Genomic DNA, 21,229 nt, shown 5'->3' with positions numbered 1-21,229 from the left:
TAGCGCGCGCCCTTGGCGTTGGCACGCCGGCGTCCCCACATGACGGGGCGAAACGGAGATTCCGCATGACCGACTATCGCAAGACCCCCGAGGCCGTCGCCGCGCTTTCCCCCGAACAATATCGCGTGACCCAGCAGAACGGCACCGAGCGCCCCGGCACCGGCGCGCTGCTGCACAACAAGGCGCCCGGCATCTATGTCGACATCGTCTCGGGCGAGCCGCTGTTCGCCTCGACCGACAAATATGAGTCGGGCTGCGGCTGGCCGAGCTTCACCCGGCCGATCGCGAACGTCGCCGAACTGCGCGACACCAGCCACGGCATGATCCGCACCGAAGTGCGCTCCGCCCAGGGCGACAGCCATCTCGGCCATGTGTTCGACGACGGCCCGCGCGATCGCGGCGGCCTGCGCTACTGCATCAACTCGGCCGCGCTGCGCTTCGTGCCGCGCGCGGAAATGGCAGCCCAGGGCTATGGCGCCTGGCTCGACCAGGTCGAGGACCCCGCCTGAACCCGCCGGGCACGCGACCCCGACTCGTCGCACGCCCATGGCACCGATCGGGACCGAAAATCCCCGGCAGTCCGCAACTTGCCGACTGCCGGAAGGCGATATCGCGCCACATTCTGTCGCAGTAATGCAACAGTTTGCATCAATCCGTAATTGGAAGCGGTTCCAATCATTCCAGCCTGATCGAGCGGATCCGCGATTTCATCATCCTCCATTATCACCTGAACCAGCGCGGGGACGGCGGCTTCTGGGACCGGTGCCGGACGCTGGCGATCCCCGACAGCCTGGCCGAGCGGATCGCCGCCTTTCGCGATGGCGCGATCGCGTGGCAGGCTTCGGACGATCTGTTCCGGGTCGACAGCTGGGTGCAGGTGATGCTGGGCCAGCGGCTGGTGCCGGCGCGCCATCATCACATGGGCCGGATGATCGTCGACGGCGAGTTGCGGAGCGCGCTGGGCGAACTCAGATCGGGCATCGCCGGCGCGGTGGCGCGGATGCCGGCGCACCAGCACTTCCTGGAACGCTACATCGCCGCCTGACGCCGTTGGCGACCAAGGGGGCGCTGTTTCACAATCCGGTTCATCCAGACCAGATCAGCTCCCCTGCGCTCCCCTCCTACGCGCCCGAGAGTCCGCGCCGCCAGGCTTCGCCCCTCCGGCCGGACGCCGACCGCCCGGCCTGCCCGATGCGCTCAGCGCCAGCCCAGCGCCGGCGCCACATGGGTGAGGAGCGCCTCCAGAACATGGGCGTTATAGTCCACGCCCAGCTGGTTCGGCACCGTCAGCAACAGCGTGTCGGCCTCGGCGATCGCCTCGTCCGCCCGTAGCTGCTCGATCAGCTTGTCCGGCTCCGCCGCATAGGAGCGCCCGAACACGGCGCGCATATTGTCGATCTCGCCGATCTGGTCGCTGTCGTCGCCGCGGCCGAAATAGTCGCGATCCTGGTCGTTCATCAGCGCGAAGATCGAGCGCGACACCGAGGCGCGGGGCTGCCAGCCATGCCCGGCCTGTCGCCACGCCTCGCGGTACAACCGGATCTGCCGCGCCTGCTGGACATGGAAAGGCTCTCCGCTCTCGTCCGCCTTCAGGGTCGAGCTCTGCAGGTTCATGCCCTGCTGCGCGGCCCAGACCGCGGTTGCGTCGGACGCCGACCCCCACCAGATGCGTCGCCGGAGCCCCTCGGAATGCGGCTCGAGCCGGAGCAGGCCGGGCGGATTCGGGAACATCGGCCGGGGATTGGGCCGCGCAAAGCCCTCACCCCTCAGCAGATCGAGAAAGACCTGGGCATGGCGGCGGCCCATATCGGCATCGCCTTCGCCCTCGGCCGGCGCATAGCCGAAATGACGCCAGCCCTCGACGACCTGCTCGGGCGATCCCCGGCTGATGCCGAGCTGCAATCGTCCGCCGCCGATCAGGTCGGCGGCGCCGGCATCCTCGGCCATGTAGAAGGGATTCTCATAGCGCATGTCGATGACGCCGGTACCGATCTCGATCCGGCTGGTCTTCGCGCCCACCGCCGCGAGCAACGGAAAGGGCGACGCCAGTTGCCGGGCGAAATGATGCACCCGGAAATAGGCCCCATCCGCACCGAGCTGCTCGGCCGCGACTGCGAGATCGATCGACTGGAGCAGCACGTCGGAGGCCGAGCGGGTCGCCGAATAGGGCGCGTTCGACCAATGCCCGAACGAGAGAAAGCCGATCTTCTTCATGCGAAATCCCCGATCTCCAATCCGGAGCCCGTGCCCGGATCACCCGCACCGACATGGGCTTCGCACGGAACGATCGCACCCCCTGCCCCGGGCCCGGAATCGAAACACAGCGTTTCCGGCCGCGAAGCCTGGAGCCGCACGCATCGAATGGCGGGGGACCGCGGGGCACGCCTGCTTCCCATGCGGGCAGGTTTTGCCGCGGTCTCTTCCCCGCCACGGCATGCGCGACGCCCGATCCGGACAAGGCAGTCGTTCGCGGCGGAGCCCCAGCCGGTGGCGGCTATGCAATGCATCCCGGCTTGTGATCGGCCTGACTCATCTGGAAAGAGTCGGCCGCGGCGCGAAACGCCGGAACGACCCAATCGCGGAATCGGGCGACCTTGCGGCTGCGCCTCTGGTTTTCGGCATAGACGAACCAGTAGGCGGTGCCTTCATCGGCCACCTGGGCAAAGGGACGCACGAGGAGACCGCTCGCGAGCTCCGAACTCCAGAGCATCGGGGTCATCAACGCAAGACCATGCCCCGCGATCGCCGCCTGGCCTTCGCTTGCCTGCGAGTCCATGCGAATCCCGCCGCGCTTGGGCTCGTTCATGTCATCCACCCCGGCACTCCGGAACCATATCGGCCACCATCGATCCTGCGGGCTGATCCTTTGCATCTCCCGGGCTTCCCGGGCGTCCAGCGGCAGAGAGCGCCCCTCGAGTAGCGCGGGACTGCACATCGGGGTGAAGAACACCGTCGCCAGATGCTCGGCCTTCAGGGCCGGCCAGTCCCCGCGGCCGGTCCGTATGGCGACATCGATGCGGGATTCCGCGAAGTCGATCACCGCGCTGCTGACTTCAAGCTCGATCTCGATATCCGGATGGACGGCGTGAAAGGCGCCGATATTCCGCGCGAGCCAGTTGTTCGCGATGCTTGCGGTCGTGGCGATGCGCAATACCGTTTCGCTCTCGCCGGTCAGCTCGTCGAACGCCATCTCGATCTCATCGAAAGCGCTCGCCAACCGCGCGGCGACGCGAGCACCGCCGGCCGTCAGCTCGGCGCGCCTTCCCCGCCGGAAGAAAAGCGGCTCGCCGACCCGCTCCTCGAGTATCTTGATCTGATAGCTGATGGCGGCCTGGGTCATCCCCAATTCCGACGCCGCCGCCGTAAAGGTGCCGTTGCGCGCAACCGCTTCAAACGCCCGGACTGCAGGAAGCGGTGGTAGCCGTCGCATGCCGCTTGATAAAGCCTCTTGATAAGGCGAGTCGATCCTTTTGTTGGAAGCAGTCGCCAAAGATCCGCATCTCCCTCCCACTCGCTTCAAAGCCAGGAGGCAGCCATGATCGACGAGATGTATGATCGCGCTTGGGTTGGGCATCGCGAACGCTTCGGCCAGGACGTGCAGCTTCTGTTCCAAAGGGCCAGGGCAATGTTGAGGCCCCTCCTCAAGCCCGGACGGCAGTCGGCGGAGGGACGTTTCACTGCGTCTGTCGGTGGACGGGAACCGGAAGGAAGCGCGGGCCCGGATGCGTGATCCGGCCCGTCGATCCGGTATGTCCCATTCTCCGGACGGGCGGAGCCTGCAGGGTTTCGTCCCGGGCCTGGGGTTCCGGATCGAGCATGCGGTAAGGGCCATGGGCGAGCCCACCCGAACCATGTCGGACAAGATATCGGGGAAAGGCCTTTGGCACCAGCCACTTACGCGACGCTGATGGACGTCACCGGACTGGGAAAATGGTGCCAGAAGAGCATCGGCGCATTGCACTTACGTAACTAATTTCACAGTAAATTTTTCTGCGCTGAGCTTTGTCGGCCCCCGGATTGGCCCCACCTCTGTTCCAATAGCGGTTCTTGGGCCGGTCCCGGTCTGACTGCTTTCAGTGGCCGGCTCGCGAAGTCGGACATGATGAGCTCGACCAGCCGCGAAACTGTTGTCTTAAGGATGTTTCGGCGTGCCGGCCGCCAGTTCCGCGGATCTCATAGGCTTACGGGGAGGTTCACGATGGCGCCCGATCTGTTACACCAACGCAATGTCTGCTGATCTGATCAACCGGGAAAAAGCACTCATCTTCCGGATTACCCACCGGGCCAATGTTCCCTGGCTCACAGCGAACGGCATTCACTGCGCCACATCTCCGATGCAGGATCCGGCGTTCCGGCCTATCGGCAATGCGGAATTGATTGGAAAACGCCGGCACCGTGCGCTTCCGCCCGCTTATGGAGGCGTCCTCAGCGACTATGTCCCTTTCTACTTCACGCCGTACTCACCGATGATGTATAACATTCATACGGGCTATGGGGGGATCGAGAAGCAGCACAATGAGGATATCGTGATCCTCGTCTCCTCGATCTCTCGCTTGGGCGAGCTCGGCCTCCCGTTTGTATTCTCCGATCGTCATGCCTATCTCCAGGCGGCTCAGTTCAGCGCCAATCCCGACGATTTGGGTTGGATCGACTGGGGAATGCTTGCGGCACGCAACTTCAAGCGCGACCCCAATGACCCGTCGAAGTTCGAGCGCTACGAGGCGGAGGCACTCGTCCGCACGCATGTACCGGTCGAAACGTTGATCGGAATCGGCTGCTACAGCGATAAGGTCACCGCATCCGTCGCAGCCGAGTTGACGGCGGGCGGAACAGAAGTGAAGGCACGCACCCGTCCCGGATGGTATTTCCCATGATTCGTTACACCACAGGCAATCTGCTCGACGCGCCCGCTGATGCGCTAGTAAATACCGTGAACACGGTGGGCGTGATGGGCAAGGGCATCGCACTGATGTTCAAGGAGAGGTATCCGGAGAATGCGAAGCTCTACGAGCGCGCTTGCGCGGACGACGCGCTGGAGCCCGGCTCGATCTTCGTCACCCAGAACAGCGACATGTTTGGTCCGCGCTGGATCGTGAACTTCTCGACTAAAAAGCATTGGCGCCACCCGTCGCGGATCGAATGGATCCGCTCGGGGCTCTCGGAGCTGCACCGGTTCATCACCACCAACCATGTACGCTCGATCGCGATTCCGCCGCTCGGCGCGGGCAATGGCGGGCTCGAATGGGATCAGGTTAGGCCCGAGATCGAGCGTGCTTTTACAGATCTGTCGGATGTCGAGATTATCGTCTTCGAGCCAACGTCCAAATATCAGAATGTCGCCAAGCGCGCCGGGGTGGAGAAGCTCACCCCCGCGCGTGCATTGGTCGCGGAGATTGTGCGCCGCTATTGGGTGCTCGGCATCGAATGCACGCTTCTCGAGGTCCAGAAGCTCGCATGGTTCCTCGAATCCGCGACCAAGCGGCTTGCCGAGAAAGACCCGCTCGACCTGCACTTCGCGGCCAATCGCTATGGCCCCTATGCCGATGACCTGCGCCATCTTCTGAACTCGCTCGATGGCAGCTATCTGGCCTGCGACAAGCGCATCAACGATGCAGGCCCTTTCGACGTCATCCGTTTCAATGACGAGAAGAAGGACAAGCTGCAGGCCTACTTCACCACGGACGAAGCGAAGCCCTATAGGGCAGCGCTCGAGGCCACGGCGCAGCTGATCGACGGGTTCGAGTCACCGCTCGGCATGGAATTGCTGGCGACGATCGACTGGTTGATCGCGGTCGAGGGTGTCGAGGCGACGCTGCCGGCAATCCGCCAAGGCATCAAGGCCTGGCCGGGCGGCCCGGATGCCGCACGCCGTAAGGAAGCAATCTTCGAGGATCGTCTGATCGACCTGGCACTGCGGCGACTGTCGCCTCCGGCCGCAGTCGCCCACTGAACCGCCCCTTGACAAGTTTGATCCTATGGCGGCCCTAGATCAGATATTGCGCCGATACGGCGGCGAACCGGATTCGCTGATTCCGATCGATTGCGATGGCCCCGCGCTGCTGCCCTATGCGACGATAACCGCAGCGCGCTCGGCCGAGGATTCAGATCTGGCTCCGCTGATTGGTGTCTACGAGTGGCATGATCGTCCGCTATTCTTTCTCGTCGATGGCGCTTCCGTCGCGATCAATGCCGACCAGCTGGCGCGCATTCGCCGAGTGCTCGCTATGCGAGGCGACACGCCCTATCTCGTCGTTGTTGATGCCGGAAGGCTCACCGTCTACGACATCGCACTCGATGGCCCGGCCGAAAGCGCGCGACTGGCTCTCGGCGACCTCGGGATCGACGAACAGATCGTCATTCCCCATCTTGGCAACATTCGTCCGAGATTGTCAGCGAGCCGCCGCTGGATCGGCGAGGTCGTCCTGCGGCTTCTCACGGGAGCGCTGGATGATCTCGACAGGCTGGGCGTCGCGGGCGGCGACGCGATCTCACTCGTCGGGCGGGCGCTCTTTCTCCGCTTCCTCGCGGACCGGGAGATGTTGCCTCTTGCGGTCACCGCGCTGGCAAATGGCGATGCGGCAGCCCTTTTCGACGAACCGGCAAGCGCGGTGGCAGCCTCAGCCTGGCTCGACGCAACCTTCAACGGCGATTTTCTTCCCCTCGCTTCTGAGACGATCGGCTCGCTCCCATCCGACGCGTTCCGGATTCTTGGGAGCATCTTGCGACGGGCGACTGGTAATCAGCTCCATATCGGATGGCACGAGAAATGGGACCAGCTCGACTTCGCCCATATTCCAGTAGGCGTTCTCAGCCAGGCCTATGAGCGATATCTCAGCCATCGCGATCCCGAGACCCAGCGCAACGAAGGCGGCTATTACACGCCTCGCCATATAGCGGACCTCATGGTGCGTGCGGCGTTTGGCGCGCTGGCTCGCGAAGGCGAAACGCATGGCGTGAAAGTGCTCGATCCGTCGGCCGGCGCCGGGGTGTTCTTGCTGACCGCGTTCCGGCAACTCGTTGCCGAGCGTTGGCGCAGTGACGGCTCACGTCCCGACACGAAGATATTACGCGAGATCCTGTACGGTCAGATCACCGGGTTCGATATCAACGAAGCGGCGCTTCGTTTTGCTGCACTTGGCCTGTATCTGATCTCGATCGAGCTTGATCCCAATCCCGAACCGATCGAAAAATTACGGTTCGACGATCTGCGGCCAAATGTGCTTCGCAATGTCGGTTCACTGACCGCCGGCCCGGACGACGACCCGGAACAACCCAAGGGGCTCGGTAGCCTCGGCGATACCGTCGGGGCCGAACATGAAGGCCGGTACGATCTCGTCATCGGCAACCCGCCGTGGGCAACGGCGACGCGCCTCGCGAACTGGTCGAATCTTCAGGAAAGAGTTCGGCGACTCGCTCGTCAGCGCTCGGGCGAACCGGCACTCGCCGCTCCGATACCGAATGAGGTTCTGGATCTTCCCTTCGTCTGGCGCGCGATGGAATGGGCGCGCCCCGGCGGCCAGATCGCTTTCGCCCTCCACGCCCGCCTGTTATTCCAGCGCGGCGAGACCATGCCCGACGCGCGCAATGCGCTGCTCGCATCCCTTGATGTTACGGGCATCGTGAATGGCACCGAACTGAGGCGTACCCGCGTCTGGCCTGAAATCACCGCTCCATTCTGCATACTCTTCGCCCGTAATACAGCCCCTCCGCCCGGAGCGGGTTTCCGCTTCACAAGCCCCCATCTCGAGGGCCCGCTCAATGCCAGCGGAGACTGGCGCGTCGATGCAGCGAATGCCGAGGTGCTGCCCAATCGCGATGTCAGGGCCCGCCCCGAGCTTCTCAAGATTCTGTTTCGCGGATCCAGGCTCGACCTCGAGTTGTACGATCGCATCGCCAGCAAGGGCCTGCCCACGCTTCGCGATTACTGGGCAGAACTGTTTGGCGCCGAGAAGGGGCGCCCGCGCAACATGGGCAATGGCTACCAGCGCCTCAGGAAAAGTAGCCGCATCCGCAAGGGCGAGGAGGAGCCGGGAGCATCCGCCGCCTACCTCCATCACCTGCCCGAGCTTCCGAAGGGCGCCGACCTCAGCCTCCTTCTCGACGTTTCGCCTTTTGACCGGTTCTCCGCGAACCGGATTCACGACCCGCGTCCGATTTCGCTATTCACTGGACCGCTATTGCTGGTCGCAGAATCTCCTCCCGTCCGGCACGGGCGGATCAAGGCTACGATCTCACTCGGCGACGTCGTCTTCAACCAGAGCTTTCACGGCTACAGCACCCATAATCATCCAGACGATAGCGACCTAGCCAAATATCTTTCCCTGATCCTCTGCAGCCGCATTGCATTGTGGCACGCTCTGATCACGAGCGGGCGCTTCGGTTTCGAACGCGAGGTAGTGGAGAAATTCGTTCTCGACGAGATCCCTCTGCCCAGGTTCGAATGCCTCGGATCCCAGGATAGGCTCCACCTATCTCGATTGTTCGACACTCTTGCGCAACGCGAGACGGACGCAGGATGGGCGGCGGTCGATCTCTGGGTGGCCAAACTTTATGGTCTCGATGCGGATGATCTGGCTGTCATCGAGGACACGCTTCGCTTCCGGCTCCCGTTCGCCGCGAATGTGAAAGCCGCGCAGGAACCGGCGACGCACCTAGAACTTGGCGGGTTCGTCGATCGGCTGGCCCGCGACCTCGGGCCGTGGGGCATACGCTACGGCCGTGAGTTCACCGTGAAGATACTGGAAACTCCGCTCTTGTCTCCCTGGCGCTTCGTAGCATTGGAACTGGCTGGTTCGCTTCAGTCGGGGAACCTAGCCTGGACGGAGGTGATCGCGGCCGCTGATCAGCTATCGGCGACCGAGATCATTTATGCATCGCAAGACGCGAACCGACTCGTCGTCGGCCGCCTCAACCAGGCGCGCTACTGGTCGGAGAGCCAAGCGCGCCTTGTCGCGCGGCGGCTCGTCTGGGATCATATGCCCTTTCTGTCCGGAACGACGCCCCGGTGACGGGTACCGTACTCAGCCCCCGCCCGGACCTCGTGACCGAACTGACCGCGGGCCAAAAACTGCCGCTTGCCGCCGTCGGGGCAGAACAACTCGATATCATTCTCGAGACCGTGACCCGCGTCTGGCTCGACCTGATGCGAGACCAGCCGACGTCGCTGGATCTCGATGAGGCCGAAATCAACATGATGCTCGCCGCGAGACTCAACAATCTGCGATCTAGTGATCCACTCTGGACCCAGTTGGTATCAACGGTAGCGAGAGGGGTGGAAAGCATCAGCTTCGACGGCGCCCATCTCGAGCGGCGCCCTGATCTTTCCATATTTCTCACAGGCCGCCATCCTTCCTTCCCCATCGTCGTGGAATGCAAGCTCATCGACCGGTCCACCTCCAAAGGCGCCGACCTATATTGCAGGAATGGACTCGCCCGTTTCGTCGAGGGGCAGTATGCTTGGGCCAATCGCGAGGCGGTGATGATCGCCTATGTCCGTGACGATTCCACGCTAGAAGCCCACCTGACGCCGTTGCTGGAACGGTCGATGTCCGGCATCACAGATCCTTGGCACACGCGCGAGCTGCCGATTGCGAGCCCGGGAGCCTCGCTTCCAACCGCCTCCTCCAGCCATGGACGGCCTTTTTTCTACCCGAGCGAAATCGGTGGCAGCACCCCGGGCGACATCGCGATCTGGCATCTCTGGCTTCGCGGAAACTCTCCAGAAACCGGAGACATCGGCCAAGAGTGAGATCACGACTACAAGGTAGTTGAGTGCGAGGTACCTTTGGTAGTCGACCCGCAGCTCACTGGCACGTAGTTTGACGGCCATTGCCGGAGCGTCGTGAAATCGAAAGAAACGACTTAGACTGAGGCGCATCAAGGGTTTCTAGGTGAGGAGTGCCTCTTTGCGTGATCGACTGTCTAGTTCTCCAATCAGCGAATTCCTTACCCTGAGCGAGAACCTAGAAATATATGAGTGTGAAAATTTCTTACTCGATGGCGTAGTCGAAAAGCATGGCCTCGCTTATTGGGCGGCACACACGCTTCATTTCCATCTGGAGCTAGATGGAAAGAAACCTTACACGGCTGAAGAGCATTTTCCTGCTGCGAGAGACCTCATCGCGAGCGGCCTCAAGGTCGCAGACTTCGTTCGTCAAGGAGGAGATGTCAAGGCGTGTAGTGATGAATTAGCGATGAACGCTTGTCTCATTGGCCAATACACCGAGGAGTGTAGCCTTTATTATCAGGTCAACGCGCTCTTACGCAAAGGCCATCATGGCGAAGATGTGAGTGCACATCCTTTGGTTCCGTGAATTGCGCATCTCAATGCCATCATTCGAAATGAGCCAGAGCATCTCGGCGTCACCTTCCGAGGTGCAGCTTTCGTTATTGAGACGATAGAAAAATATATACCCGGGCAGCAATTCGTCTGGGCAAGCTTTACATCGGTCTCGACGCGTATCGATGCCTGCCTTGATGGAAACGTCATTTTCCGCATTCAACCAAAAAGCGGGATTTCAATGCACGGAAAACGCGCCCCACGCTTGATAGCGCGCTACTCTCAGTTTCCAGAAGAGGACGAAGCAATCTTACCGCTGGGGTGCGCATTTCGGGTCATCCGCAATGAGAAGGTCGGTCCGCACCATGAGATCGATCTCGACCTTTATGATCATTGGTAACGAGCGATTGCTAATCTCGTGATACTCGCGTTGCTGGGCAACGGCCTGAAATAACGTCGGCTTTGATGCGATGAACCGCCATCGCCGAACGACCAGAATTGGGGCGCTTTGCTGACACAGAGAGCACCGGCGCCATTCAAGCAACGCCTTCAATATTAATATTTTTATTACGGGACCGATCGAGTCCGCCCCCAAAACGGCCCCCGTGCAGGCTCCATCCGCCGCGATAGGCATCGCCGGAGGGCTGCCGGCCATCTAGCGCCCGCCCGCTCGCGCCGTAATGGATCATAAAGCAGAACTTCCGCCAACACTTATCATCGCGTCGCGCTTGACGGACTTGGGTTACAAGAACCATTCAGGAACGCGCTGAGGCGGCCGGGAGAGGGTCGGGGTGCGGGGGCGATATTCGAATGAGTGAAGCTTTTTTTCAGTCGCCAATCTTGAACTCTCCGTATGAAGAGCCGGGTCGTCATTGGGAGCTTGATGGAAATGGCCAGCCGACGAGCGTAATCGTGTCTCGTCGTAGGCCCAGTGCACTTGTGTCGCCTATTCCCAAGGCGCGAAAGGTCCGCGGTAAGGCGATGCAGGCGGACCTGTTAGCCGACGACACGGGCCAGGAGTATAATCCGACGGAAGTCGTCAATGGCATTAGGTCCGCGGTCGAGAGCTGGCGGACACTGCCCGAAAGCCAATGGCAAGTAACCGCGACTACCGCGCGATTGCTTCGTCACTGGCGCACCCACAAGTTCGCCAACCAGAAGCCGTTTTTCTGCCAGGTCGAAGCAGTTGAGACAGTGATCTGGCTGACCGAGGTAGCTCCGCGGTCTTCTTCGCAAGGCAAGCGCTTCTGGACGCATCTCGAAGCCGCCAATGCCGCGTCGAACCCAGAACTCATGCGCATGGCGCTAAAGCTGGCAACTGGCGCAGGTAAGACGACCGTCATGGCGATGTTGATCGCATGGCAAACGCTGAATGCGGTGCGACACCCTAGCGCGAAACGCTTCTCCAAGGGCTTCCTGATTGTCGCCCCTGGGATCACCATCAAGGACAGACTGCGGGTCCTCCAGCCGAACGATCCAGAGAGCTATTATAAGGGCCGTGAGATCGTACCCGAGGACATGCTGCTCGATCTTGGTCGCGCAAAAATCGTCATCACAAATTATCATGCCTTCAAGAAGAAGGACGAGGTGCCGCTGAACAAGGTGCAGCAGGCCGCGCTTCGCACCACTCCGAAGCCGGAGAGCGATGGAGCGATGATCCGTCGCGTGGCGGGCGAGCTCATGGGCCTCAAGAACATCGTCGTTCTCAATGACGAAGCCCATCATTGCTACCGGGAACGCCCGCCGCTGCCCGGCGAGGAACTGAAGGGCGACGAACTGGCCGAGGCCCGGGAGAACAATGAGGCTGCGCGGCTTTGGATTTCCGGCATCGAAGCGGTGAAGCGCGAGCTGGGCGTCTCTATGGTTTACGACCTGTCAGCGACACCCTTCTTTCTGCGAGGCTCCGGCTACCGGGAAGGCTCGCTGTTCGGATGGGTGATGAGCGACTTCAGCCTGATGGATGCGATCGAGTGCGGCATCGTGAAGCTGCCGCGCGTGCCGGTGATGGACAATGTGCCAGGCGGCGACACACCGATGTTCCGCAACCTGTGGGATCATGTCGGTAAGCATTTGCCGAAAAAGGGCCGAGGCAATGCGAAGGGGCTTGACCCCCAGAAGCTGCCCAACGAGCTGCTGACCGCGATCGACGCGCTCTATGGACACTATGAGAAGACGCACGCGCTTTGGCGCGAGGCGGGCGTTGGCGTGGATCCGGTGTTCATCGTCGTGTGTAACAACACAGCCACATCGAAACTCGTCCACGACTATATCGCCGGCTACGAAATGCAGGATGCGAACGGCAATGTGACGCCGGTGACAGGCAAATGCCTGCTGTTCCGCAATTTCGATCCCGATGGATCCGCACTCCCGCGAATGCGCACTTTGCTGATCGACAGCCATCAGCTTGAGAGCGGCGAAGCGATCAGTACCGACTTTCGCGATGCTGCGTCCGACGAGATCGCACGCTTCAAGGATGAGCTGATCCAACGCACCGGTGATCGCGCTGCGGCCGAGAAGATCGACGATGCTGCGATCCTGCGCGAGGTGATGAATACCGTTGGGCGCAAGGGGCAACTCGGCGAGGGCATTCGTTGCGTTGTATCGGTCTCGATGCTGACCGAAGGCTGGGATGCCAATACCGTTACGCACGTCCTCGGTATCCGCGCATTCGGTACCCAGCTATTGTGTGAGCAGGTGATCGGTCGTGCCTTGCGGCGCCAATCGTATCAGCTTCAGGCTGATGGTCATTTCGCTGTGGAATATGCCGACGTGCTGGGCATCCCATTCGACTTCACTGCACAGCCCGTCGTTGCGCCGCCAAAACCGCCCGAAAACATGGTCCGCGTCCATGCAATCAGCCCGGCGCGTGATACGTCCGAGATCCGCTATCCGCGCGTCGAGGGCTATCGCACCGAGCTGCCGAGCGAACGGCTCACCGCGACCTTTTCGAACGACTCGACGCTCGAGCTAACGCCCGAACTGGTTGGCGCGACTGAGACAGTGAACTCTGGCATCATTGGCGAAACGGCCGATCTGACCATCGAGCATCTCGCCGACACGCGCGCAGCTACGATCCACCTCAAACTCGCCGAATGGATCGTGAAGCGGAAAATGACGAACACGGGAGACCGACCCAATGTCGGGCTCATCATCCAGGCGAAGTCGATCGTGCGCCAATGGATGGCCGATCATCTCGTGCTGGCCGGAGGTACGCAGCCGGCGCAGCTCCTCTACTACAACATCGCCGATCGTGTGGCCGACCGGATCATGGCGGCGATCACCCGTGGGCAGGAAGGCGGTGGGCGCGTGCTCGCGATGCTGGATCCCTATAACCGCGAAGGCAGCACCCGACACGTCAGCTTCATGACGAGCAGGGACCGCTACGAAACGGGCGAGCGCTGCCACATAAACTACGCCGTGATCGATAGCGACTGGGAGGCTGAGTTCTGTCGCGTTGCGGACAAGCATCCGCGCGTCCTCGCCTGGGTTAAGAACCATAATCTTGGCTTCGAAGTGCCTTATAGTGCCGGAGGGGAAGCGAAGCGCTATCGCCCGGACTTCATCCTACGCATCGATGACGGCCATGGCCCCGACGATCCGCTCAATCTCGTGGTCGAGATTAAGGGCGCGCGTGACGAAGACGACAAAGACAAAGCTGAAACTATGCGCACCCTGTGGGTGCCGGGGGTAAACGCGCTCAGCGAGCATGGCCGTTGGGGCTTTGCCGAGTTCACCGATGTCTGGACCATCGCTACGGAGTTCGCCGCTAAGGTAGAGGCATGGCTGGACGAGGTTGCTTTGGGGGAGGCAGTCGCGTGAGTGATACACATTCTGTGTATAAATTTAATTGCAAAGTAGGATTTGCACGCCTACATAGCGCCTACATCCGCCCCTTGAGAGTAGGTTCGCTCGAACATCCAGAGCGTTACCGAAATCTTGGGGCCTTTTCGTTTCTGCGCCTCGCGGGAGCGAACGGATGAGCCGCGAAATCGCAATCCTTATCGATGGCGGCTTCCTGACGAAGCGCCTGACCCGCTTGGTAGCGAACCCCGAAAAGCTGACGCCCAAAAAGGTAGTCGCGATCGTCCGTGCGATGTGCAAGGAGCATGTGCAGCGCCTGACGGATGACGACAGCTCCAACTGGCATCAGCACGTCTATCGCATTTTCTACTATGACGCGCCCCCTTTCGAGGGACAGGCGCACCATCCGCTGAGTCGCAAGCAGATAAATTATGCCAAGAGTGACCAGGCGGCTTTTCAGCGTGAGCTATTCGATCTCATGCGCAAGCAACGCAACGTAGCGTTGCGACTAGGCACACTTAGCAAGCTAAGCGGCTGGACACTTCAAAGCGAACAACTGACCAAGCTTCTGCGCACCAAGCCGCTAATCGAGACACTCGCTGCAATACCGCCGCTTGCGGACGGATCGATCAACGTCAGCGCCGCAGACGTGGCTGAACTGGCGGCCCAGGCGAAGCACTGGAACGCGCTTCAGGATTGGATGATCCGGCTCGATCTACGCCAGAAGGGGGTGGATATGCGCATCGGCCTGGACATCGCTTCGATCACCCTCAAGCGCCTGGCTTCAACGATCATCCTGGTAGCGGGGGACGCCGATTTCGTACCCGCCGCCAAGCTCGCGCGGCGCGAAGGCTTGCAGTTCATTCTCGATCCGCTTTGGCAGTCAGTGTCGGATGATCTTTTCGAGCACATTGACGGGCTGAAAACCGCGCTGAAGCGCCCGGCCAGCCTGAAGAACAAGGACAAAGCCTGATGGCTAAGAAGCCGCTTACCGTTGAAACTCTGACGCACGACGAGGCGACGCGCCTGAACGCGCCCACGGCGGAGCTGGAAGCGTTCGTGCCGCCGGAAGTGAAGACGCCGATCCGCGCGGCGTACGAGCGTCGCAACCCCGATCTGGACCCGCAACTCGTCTGGCGCGGCAAGGATATGGCCGATTGGTCCGATCTGATCGTCGAGGCGCCGCCGCTCTACATTCAGGAGAAGATCCACCCCAAAGCGCTGGTCGAAGATCTGAAGCGCGCCAGCGCGCGACGCCAGGAGCCGGAGGCCGCGCCGGATCTGTTCGCCGATTTCAACGGGATCGAGCCAGACCAGCGCACCGAGTTCTACGAGCACGACCAGCACTGGTCGAACCGCATGATCCTGGGCGACGGCTTGAAGGTGATGGCGAGCCTGGCCGAGCGCGAGGGGCTGAAGGGTCAGGTACAGTGCATCTATATCGACCCGCCTTATGGCATCAAATTCAACTCCAACTTTCAGTGGAGCACCACCAGCCGCGACGTGAAGGACGGCAAGGCCGACCATTTCAGCCGCGAGCCCGAGCAGGTGAAGGCGTTCCGCGACACCTGGGCGGACGGCATCCACAGCTACCTCACCTATCTGCGCGATCGGCTGACCGTGGCGCGCGATCTGCTGACCGAGAGCGGGTCGGTGTTCGTGCAGATCGGTGATGAGAATGTCCATCGCGTGCGTGCGCTGATGGATGAGGTGTTTGGGGATGAGAATTGCGTCGCCACGATCACCATCACCAAGACAGCCGGTCAGACCGCAGAACTTTTGCCCGGAGTGGCCGACTTCGTTCTTTGGTTCGCCAAGGACAAGGGTAAAGCAAAATTCCGCCGGCCGTTGAGAGATAAAAATCTTAGCGATGACAACTCGGGCGTATATCGCTGCGTTTTCGGCCCGGACATGAACGTGCGGAGGCTTGGCGATCAGGAGCTGTCGGATTTCGCGGCGGCAAATGGCGATGCACAAGTTTTCTGCCTCGATAATTTCACTTCTCAACGCCCGCCCGGCAGCTTTCCAATTAGCTTCAAAGGGAAGGCGTTCACGCCGGGCAAAGGGTACTGGAAAACCGGTGAGACTGGTGCTGAGAGGCTGACGAAAGCCAACCGGGTTTTCGCGGCTTCAAATTCGCTCAGGTATATACGCTTCATCGGTGATTACCGGGCGGCGGAAATAGGCAACGTCTGGACCGATATGGGGACGGGCAGTTTCACGGATGAAAAAGTTTATGTTGTCCAAACAGGCAGCAAAACCGTCCAACGCTGCATCCTGATGACCACCGACCCCGGCGACCTCGTCCTCGATCCCACCTGCGGATCGGGCACCACCGCCTATGTCGCAGAGCAATGGGGCCGGCGATGGATCACGATGGATACCAGCCGGGTCGCGCTGGCGCTGGCCCGCGCGCGAATCATGGGCGCGCGCTATCCCTGGTATCTGCTCGCCGACAGCCGCGAGGGGCAGTTGGAGGAAGGCAAGGTCACGCGCACCGTCCCTGCCGACACGCCCACCTATGGCCGCATTCGCCAGGGCTTCGTCTACAAGCGCGTGCCGCACATCACGCTCAAGTCGATCGCCAATAATGCTGAGATCGACACGATCTGGGAGACCTATCAGGCGAAACTGGAGCCGCTGCGCCAGGCGATCAACGCCACGCTCGGCGCCGACTGGCAGGAATGGGAAATCCCGCGCGAACTCACCGCGCAGCAATCCGCCGCGGCCGAGCCCCATGCCGCCTGGTGGCAGGCGCGCATCGCACGCCAGAAGGAGATCGATGCCTCGATCGCCGCCAAGGCGGAGACGGAGTATCTCTACGACCAGCCCTATGAGGACAAGGGCCGCGTCCGCGTTGCCGGCCCGTTCACGGTCGAGAGCCTCTCGCCGCACCGCGTCCCCGCGATGGACGTGGACGACAGCCTGTTCGACGAGCTGGAGGCAGCCGAAGGCCGGCGCCAGGCCGGCGCTGCGTCCGAGAGCGCCGATTTTGCCGAGATGGTGCTGGAAAACCTGAAGCGCTCGGGCGTGCAGCAGGCCCACAAGGCCGATCGCCTGGTGTTCTCTTCGCTCAAGCCTTGGCCCGGCCGCTTCATTTGTGCCGAAGGCGCGGTGCGGCAGGCGTCCGAGGGCGAAAGCGACACGCTATCAGACAGCCCCACGCGCCGCGCCGCGATCCTGATCGGGCCAGAATATGGCACCGTTTCCCGCGCCGACCTGACCGCAGCCGCCCGCGAGGCGATGGAGGCGGGCTTCGACCTGCTGATCGCCGCCTCGTTCAACTTCGACGCCCATGCCTCCGAGTTTGATCGGATGGGTGCACTCACCGTGCTCCAGGCGCGGATCAACCCGGACCTGCATATGCCGGACCTCGCCAGCACGGGCGCCGGCAACCTGTTCACCGTCTTCGGCGAGCCGGACATTCAGGTGCACGATGAGGGTGACGGCTGCATCAGCATCGAGGTGGCAGGCATCGATATGTACAAGGGCGGCGAGATCGTCGCCAGCGACGCCGACGACATTGCCGTCTGGTTCATCGACACGGACTACAACTACGAGAGCTTCTTCGTCCGCCACGCTTACTTCCCCGGCGCGAACGATCCCTACAAGGCGCTCAAGACCACGCTGAAGGCGGAAATCGACGCCGACGCCTGGGAAAGCTTGAAACGCACCCGCTCGCGCCCCTTCCCCAAGCCGAAGGGCGGCCGGGTGGCGGTGAAGGTCATCAACCACCTTGGCGATGAGGTGATGAAGGTGGTGGGGGTGTAGATGCTGTTCCAGAATTATGGACTATTCTGGCACGCCGACAGGATCACCTGGGGAAGCCCCGGTAAAGGCAACCAGGGGAAATTGCTCGGGCGCCAAAGGGTAAAGGAAGACCCAATCGACTTCCGATACCAGCGTGGCGTCTACGCTCTGTATGACGAAAACTTCAAAATTCTCTATGTCGGTCAAGCCGGCTACGGAAATAAGCGCCTCTATGACCGACTCGACAATCACATGACCGATCACCTTGGAGAGCGCTGGCAGCGTTTTTCCTGGTTCGGAATAGATCCAGTCGTCGGCAAGGCCGGCAAACGATATGTTGAAGAGCGCGATCCCTCGGCACCACCTGTCGACGCGGTACTGAACCACCTAGAAGCTATCCTGATCGCGGCCGCCGAGCCCGCGCTCAATCGCCAAGGCGGCAAATTTGGTGAAGCAGAGCAATTCTTTCAGTCTTGGGAGGAAGATGACGAAGACGAAGTTCTCGAGGCAATCGGCACGCTGAGTAAACGGCTCGACGAAATTGAGCGACGTCTCAAGCGGCAATGACGCTCCTCTACGCCTCGACCTTCACTAAGGCGCTCGACCGCCTAACCTCTGCTGAACAGAAGCAGGTGAAGATCACTGCCTTCGACTTGGCTCAGGACGAGAGCGGCAATGGGCTGTCGCTCCACCGCGTCGAGGCGGCGCCCGGTTTCTGGACCGTGCGAGTCAACCAGGACATTCGCATCGTCCTGCATAAAGACGGGGACCACACGTTGTTGGCGTGGGTGGGGCATCATAACGAAGCATATCGGTGGGCCGAACGGCGCCGGCTTGTGCCACATGAGCGGACCGGTGCGATGCAACTCGTCGAGGTCGTTGAGCGAACCGAAGAGCGTCTCGTTTACACCGAGAGAGTTCATGGAACTGCGCCAGAACCGGTAGCGACGCACCGGCCGTTCGCGACGCTATCTGATGATGCACTGCTGGATGTCGGCGTTCCGCGTGACTGGCTCGAGGCTGTTCGCTCCGCCGACGAGGCGAGCGTCGATGGTCTTTTTGCCTCGCTTCCGGATGAAGCGGCCGAGGCGTTGCTTGATTTCGCTACCGGCGGGCGGATCGAGGATCATATCGCAACTCCGGCAGAGCCTGGCACCGATCCCTTTTCGCATCCAGATGCGCAACGTCGCTTCCGCGCGGTGGAGGGCCTGGAAGAGCTTAGGGCAGCGCTCGATGCCCCGTTTGCACAGTGGGCAGTATTCCTGCATCCTGCGCAACGCGGACCTGTCACCCGCGACTGGAAGGGCCCTGCGCGCATTTCCGGGTCAGCCGGCACAGGCAAGACGATTGTTGCGCTGCATCGCGCGGTTCACCTAGCCCGCCGCCCGGACTCACGGGTACTACTGACGACTTTCTCCAAGCCGCTCGCCGCCAGCCTCGACGGCAAGGCGATCCTGATGACCGATGCGTCTCCCGAAGTGCGCGAAAGACTGAAAGTACGCGCGATCGACCAGGCTGCTCACGAACTCTACGCGCAGGCGTTCGGCCAGCCGAACTTGGCGACGACCGCTCAGATCAGCGCGGCGATCGGGGTTGCGGTTGAAGCCGGCCTCGGCACCGGCCACAGCCCCGCCTTTCTTCTTGAGGAGTGGGAGGAGCTAGTCGATGCTTGGGGACTTCACGACGCGGAAGCCTATGCTCAGGTGCCCCGTATTGGGCGGCGCACGCGGCTGGGCCTGAAACAGCGTGAGAGCGCGTGGGCGGTGTTCGCCTTTGTTCGCCAGGAGCTCGCAGCTCGCGGTGCAGTGACGCTTGCCGATGTGTACGGACGTCTTACGCGCTGGATCGACGATGGTGGGCGGCTCCCGTTCACCCATGTGGTTGTCGACGAAGCGCAGGACCTTTCTGTAGCGCAAGTGCGGTTCCTCGCTGCAGCCGGACGCACTGGAACCAGAGATGCACTGTTCTTCACAGGTGATCTTGGGCAGCGCATCTTCCACCTGCCCTTCTCTTGGGCGAAGCTCGGGCTCAATGTGCGCGGCCGCGCTCAGGTCCTCAAGGTCTGCTATCGAACCTCGCATCAAATCCGCCATGCGGCCGATCGCCTACTGGCGCCTGAGATTTTCGACCAGGACGGGATTGAGGAAAGTCGGCGCGGAACGGTTTCTGTTTTCGATGGCCCGGAACCGATCGTGCAGCTGTTCCACGACGAAGACGCGGAGATCGCCGGGGTAGCGGCATGGCTTCACGCGCGAATGGACGAGCAGACCGCCGCATACGAGCTGGCGATCCTGATCCGGGGCGAGGCACAATTGGCACGTGCTCGTGCGGTCGTGAAGACGACGGACGACTTAATTGCAGTTGTCACCATGCATGACGCAAAAGGGTTGGAGTTCCGCGCTGTGGCCGTGATGGCGTTGGACGAAGACGTCCTTCCAGATCCTGAGCGGCTTTCAGGCATCGGCGATATGGCCGATTTGGAAGCCGTACAGAACACCGAACGCCACCTCCTCTACGTTGCTGCAACCCGCGCGAGAGACAGGTTAATGCTCTCGGGCGTCTCCCCCGGCTCGGAGTTCATCGATGATCTATTTTGAGCTGGACCATCGCAGCCCGAACCTACCATCTGTGGCGAAGTCGTGCCGCATGTCCCGATTGACGGGTCCACGAGCGTGGTGTTCGTGCTCAGCCGCGCCCAAGCCGAAGCGCGGACGCAAGGGGAAAACGGAAGCCTAGGGATGACGGGGTGGACGGTCGCCAGCCTGAACGATTTCGGCCGCACACGACTGTCGCAGCATTTCTACATGCGCGACTTCCTGTTTTCGGACATCGCGGCGGTGCATGGCCTGGTCAATGCGCCGGACGATCCGGAACTGGCTGTCGCGGCCGGAACGCAGCTGTGCGAGCAGTTGCTTGAGCCGCTGCAGCGCCTGTTCGGCCGCGTCGCGATCCGCTCCGCCTATCGCTCATGCGCCGTGAACCAGCTCGGGAACGAGAGGGGACATAACTGCGCAAGCAACGCCAAGAACTATGCCGCGCATATATGGGACCGGCGAGATGCCGCCGGCCATATGGGCGCGATGGCCTGCATCGTCCTGGCCGAATTTGTCGATGCCTTCCCCGGCGACGGCGATTGGACCCGGCTCGCCTGGTGGATCCACGATCACCTGCCTTACGCAACGCTCGAGTTCTTTCCGACGAACTGGGCCGTCAACATCGGCTGGCACGAACAGCCGGCACGCTCGATCTACAGCTACGCCAAATGGCAGGCCGACGCGGGATGGAAGCGAAACGGCTACCTGACCCGGCCCGGCATGGCGAACCACGCGACCGGGCATCGGACGGAATGGGAAGCGCTGGCGGAGCGCTTTCCTCTGGCAACTGGCGGGCAGAACTGAA

16 protein-coding genes are annotated in these 21,229 nt (G+C 61.6%); 14 read left to right on the top strand and 2 right to left on the bottom strand.

Annotation, left to right across the window (positions count from 1 at the left end; translation table 11 throughout):
• Positions 1–65 precede the first annotated feature (65 nt).
• Both msrB and ACIQCS_RS00165 read left to right on the top strand, forming a co-directional pair.
• A complete protein-coding gene (gene msrB / locus ACIQCS_RS00170; protein ID WP_345850317.1) occupies positions 66–509 on the top strand; it encodes a peptide-methionine (R)-S-oxide reductase MsrB in 444 nt (147 codons plus the stop codon).
• A gap of 134 nt (positions 510–643) precedes the next feature.
• The gene (locus ACIQCS_RS00165; protein WP_345850316.1) at positions 644–1,045 is read left to right on the top strand and encodes a tryptophan 7-halogenase; all 402 of its coding nucleotides are present in this window, start codon (positions 644–646) and stop codon (positions 1,043–1,045) included.
• 152 nt (positions 1,046–1,197) lie between these two features.
• On the opposite strand, the gene ACIQCS_RS00160 is transcribed toward ACIQCS_RS00165, so the two are convergent.
• Complete coding sequence (locus ACIQCS_RS00160; protein ID WP_345850314.1) at positions 1,198–2,214, bottom strand: LLM class flavin-dependent oxidoreductase; 1,017 nt, start codon at positions 2,212–2,214, stop codon at positions 1,198–1,200.
• 280 nt (positions 2,215–2,494) lie between these two features.
• Positions 2,495–3,430: a LysR substrate-binding domain-containing protein gene (locus ACIQCS_RS00155; RefSeq protein WP_345850313.1), complete on the bottom strand. Its 936-nt coding sequence runs from the start codon at positions 3,428–3,430 to the stop codon at positions 2,495–2,497.
• 105 nt (positions 3,431–3,535) lie between these two features.
• Between ACIQCS_RS00155 and ACIQCS_RS00150 the strand changes: the two genes are divergently transcribed.
• From ACIQCS_RS00150 to ACIQCS_RS00095, 12 genes are all read left to right on the top strand, one after another.
• A complete protein-coding gene (locus tag ACIQCS_RS00150; RefSeq protein ID WP_345850312.1) occupies positions 3,536–3,730 on the top strand; it encodes a hypothetical protein in 195 nt (64 codons plus the stop codon).
• A gap of 496 nt (positions 3,731–4,226) precedes the next feature.
• Positions 4,227–4,874, top strand: coding sequence for a DUF4433 domain-containing protein (locus tag ACIQCS_RS00145; protein WP_345850311.1), 648 nt, complete (start codon positions 4,227–4,229; stop codon positions 4,872–4,874).
• Positions 4,871–5,950, top strand: a complete 1,080-nt coding sequence (locus tag ACIQCS_RS00140; RefSeq protein ID WP_086130938.1) for a macro domain-containing protein — start codon at positions 4,871–4,873, stop codon at positions 5,948–5,950. The genes ACIQCS_RS00145 and ACIQCS_RS00140 overlap by 4 nt, the downstream gene beginning before the upstream one ends.
• Before the next feature lie 25 nt (positions 5,951–5,975).
• Positions 5,976–9,008 carry an N-6 DNA methylase gene (locus ACIQCS_RS00135; protein WP_345850310.1) on the top strand — a complete coding sequence of 1,011 codons (3,033 nt, stop codon included), beginning with the start codon at positions 5,976–5,978 and terminating at the stop codon, positions 9,006–9,008.
• 32 nt (positions 9,009–9,040) lie between these two features.
• Positions 9,041–9,748: a hypothetical protein gene (locus ACIQCS_RS00130; RefSeq protein ID WP_345850309.1), complete on the top strand. Its 708-nt coding sequence runs from the start codon at positions 9,041–9,043 to the stop codon at positions 9,746–9,748.
• A 157-nt stretch (positions 9,749–9,905) separates the two neighbouring features.
• Positions 9,906–10,313, top strand: coding sequence for a hypothetical protein (locus tag ACIQCS_RS00125; protein WP_156032045.1), 408 nt, complete (start codon positions 9,906–9,908; stop codon positions 10,311–10,313).
• A 776-nt stretch (positions 10,314–11,089) separates the two neighbouring features.
• A complete protein-coding gene (locus ACIQCS_RS00120) occupies positions 11,090–14,098 on the top strand; it encodes a BPTD_3080 family restriction endonuclease (protein ID WP_401529744.1) in 3,009 nt (1,002 codons plus the stop codon).
• A 157-nt stretch (positions 14,099–14,255) separates the two neighbouring features.
• Complete coding sequence (locus tag ACIQCS_RS00115; RefSeq protein WP_345850306.1) at positions 14,256–15,053, top strand: NYN domain-containing protein; 798 nt, start codon at positions 14,256–14,258, stop codon at positions 15,051–15,053.
• Positions 15,053–17,851, top strand: a complete 2,799-nt coding sequence (locus tag ACIQCS_RS00110) for a site-specific DNA-methyltransferase (protein WP_345850305.1) — start codon at positions 15,053–15,055, stop codon at positions 17,849–17,851. The genes ACIQCS_RS00115 and ACIQCS_RS00110 overlap by 1 nt, the downstream gene beginning before the upstream one ends.
• Entirely contained in the window at positions 17,852–18,397 is a 546-nt protein-coding gene (locus tag ACIQCS_RS00105; RefSeq protein ID WP_144034424.1) for a GIY-YIG nuclease family protein, read from the top strand. It abuts the gene before it with no gap.
• A complete protein-coding gene (locus ACIQCS_RS00100; RefSeq protein ID WP_345850301.1) occupies positions 18,394–20,427 on the top strand; it encodes a 3'-5' exonuclease in 2,034 nt (677 codons plus the stop codon). Before ACIQCS_RS00105 ends, ACIQCS_RS00100 begins: the two co-directional genes overlap by 4 nt.
• A gap of 75 nt (positions 20,428–20,502) precedes the next feature.
• On the top strand, positions 20,503–21,228 hold the full coding sequence (locus tag ACIQCS_RS00095) for a hypothetical protein (protein WP_345850300.1): 726 nt from the start codon (positions 20,503–20,505) through the stop codon (positions 21,226–21,228).
• The last annotated feature ends 1 nt before the right edge of the window (position 21,229 follow it).

The sequence above is a fragment of the Sphingomonas sp. NPDC092440 genome (assembly GCF_044754985.1).
Classification (GTDB): domain Bacteria; phylum Pseudomonadota; class Alphaproteobacteria; order Sphingomonadales; family Sphingomonadaceae; genus Sphingomonas.
This window is presented reverse-complemented; position numbering and strand designations above follow the sequence as displayed.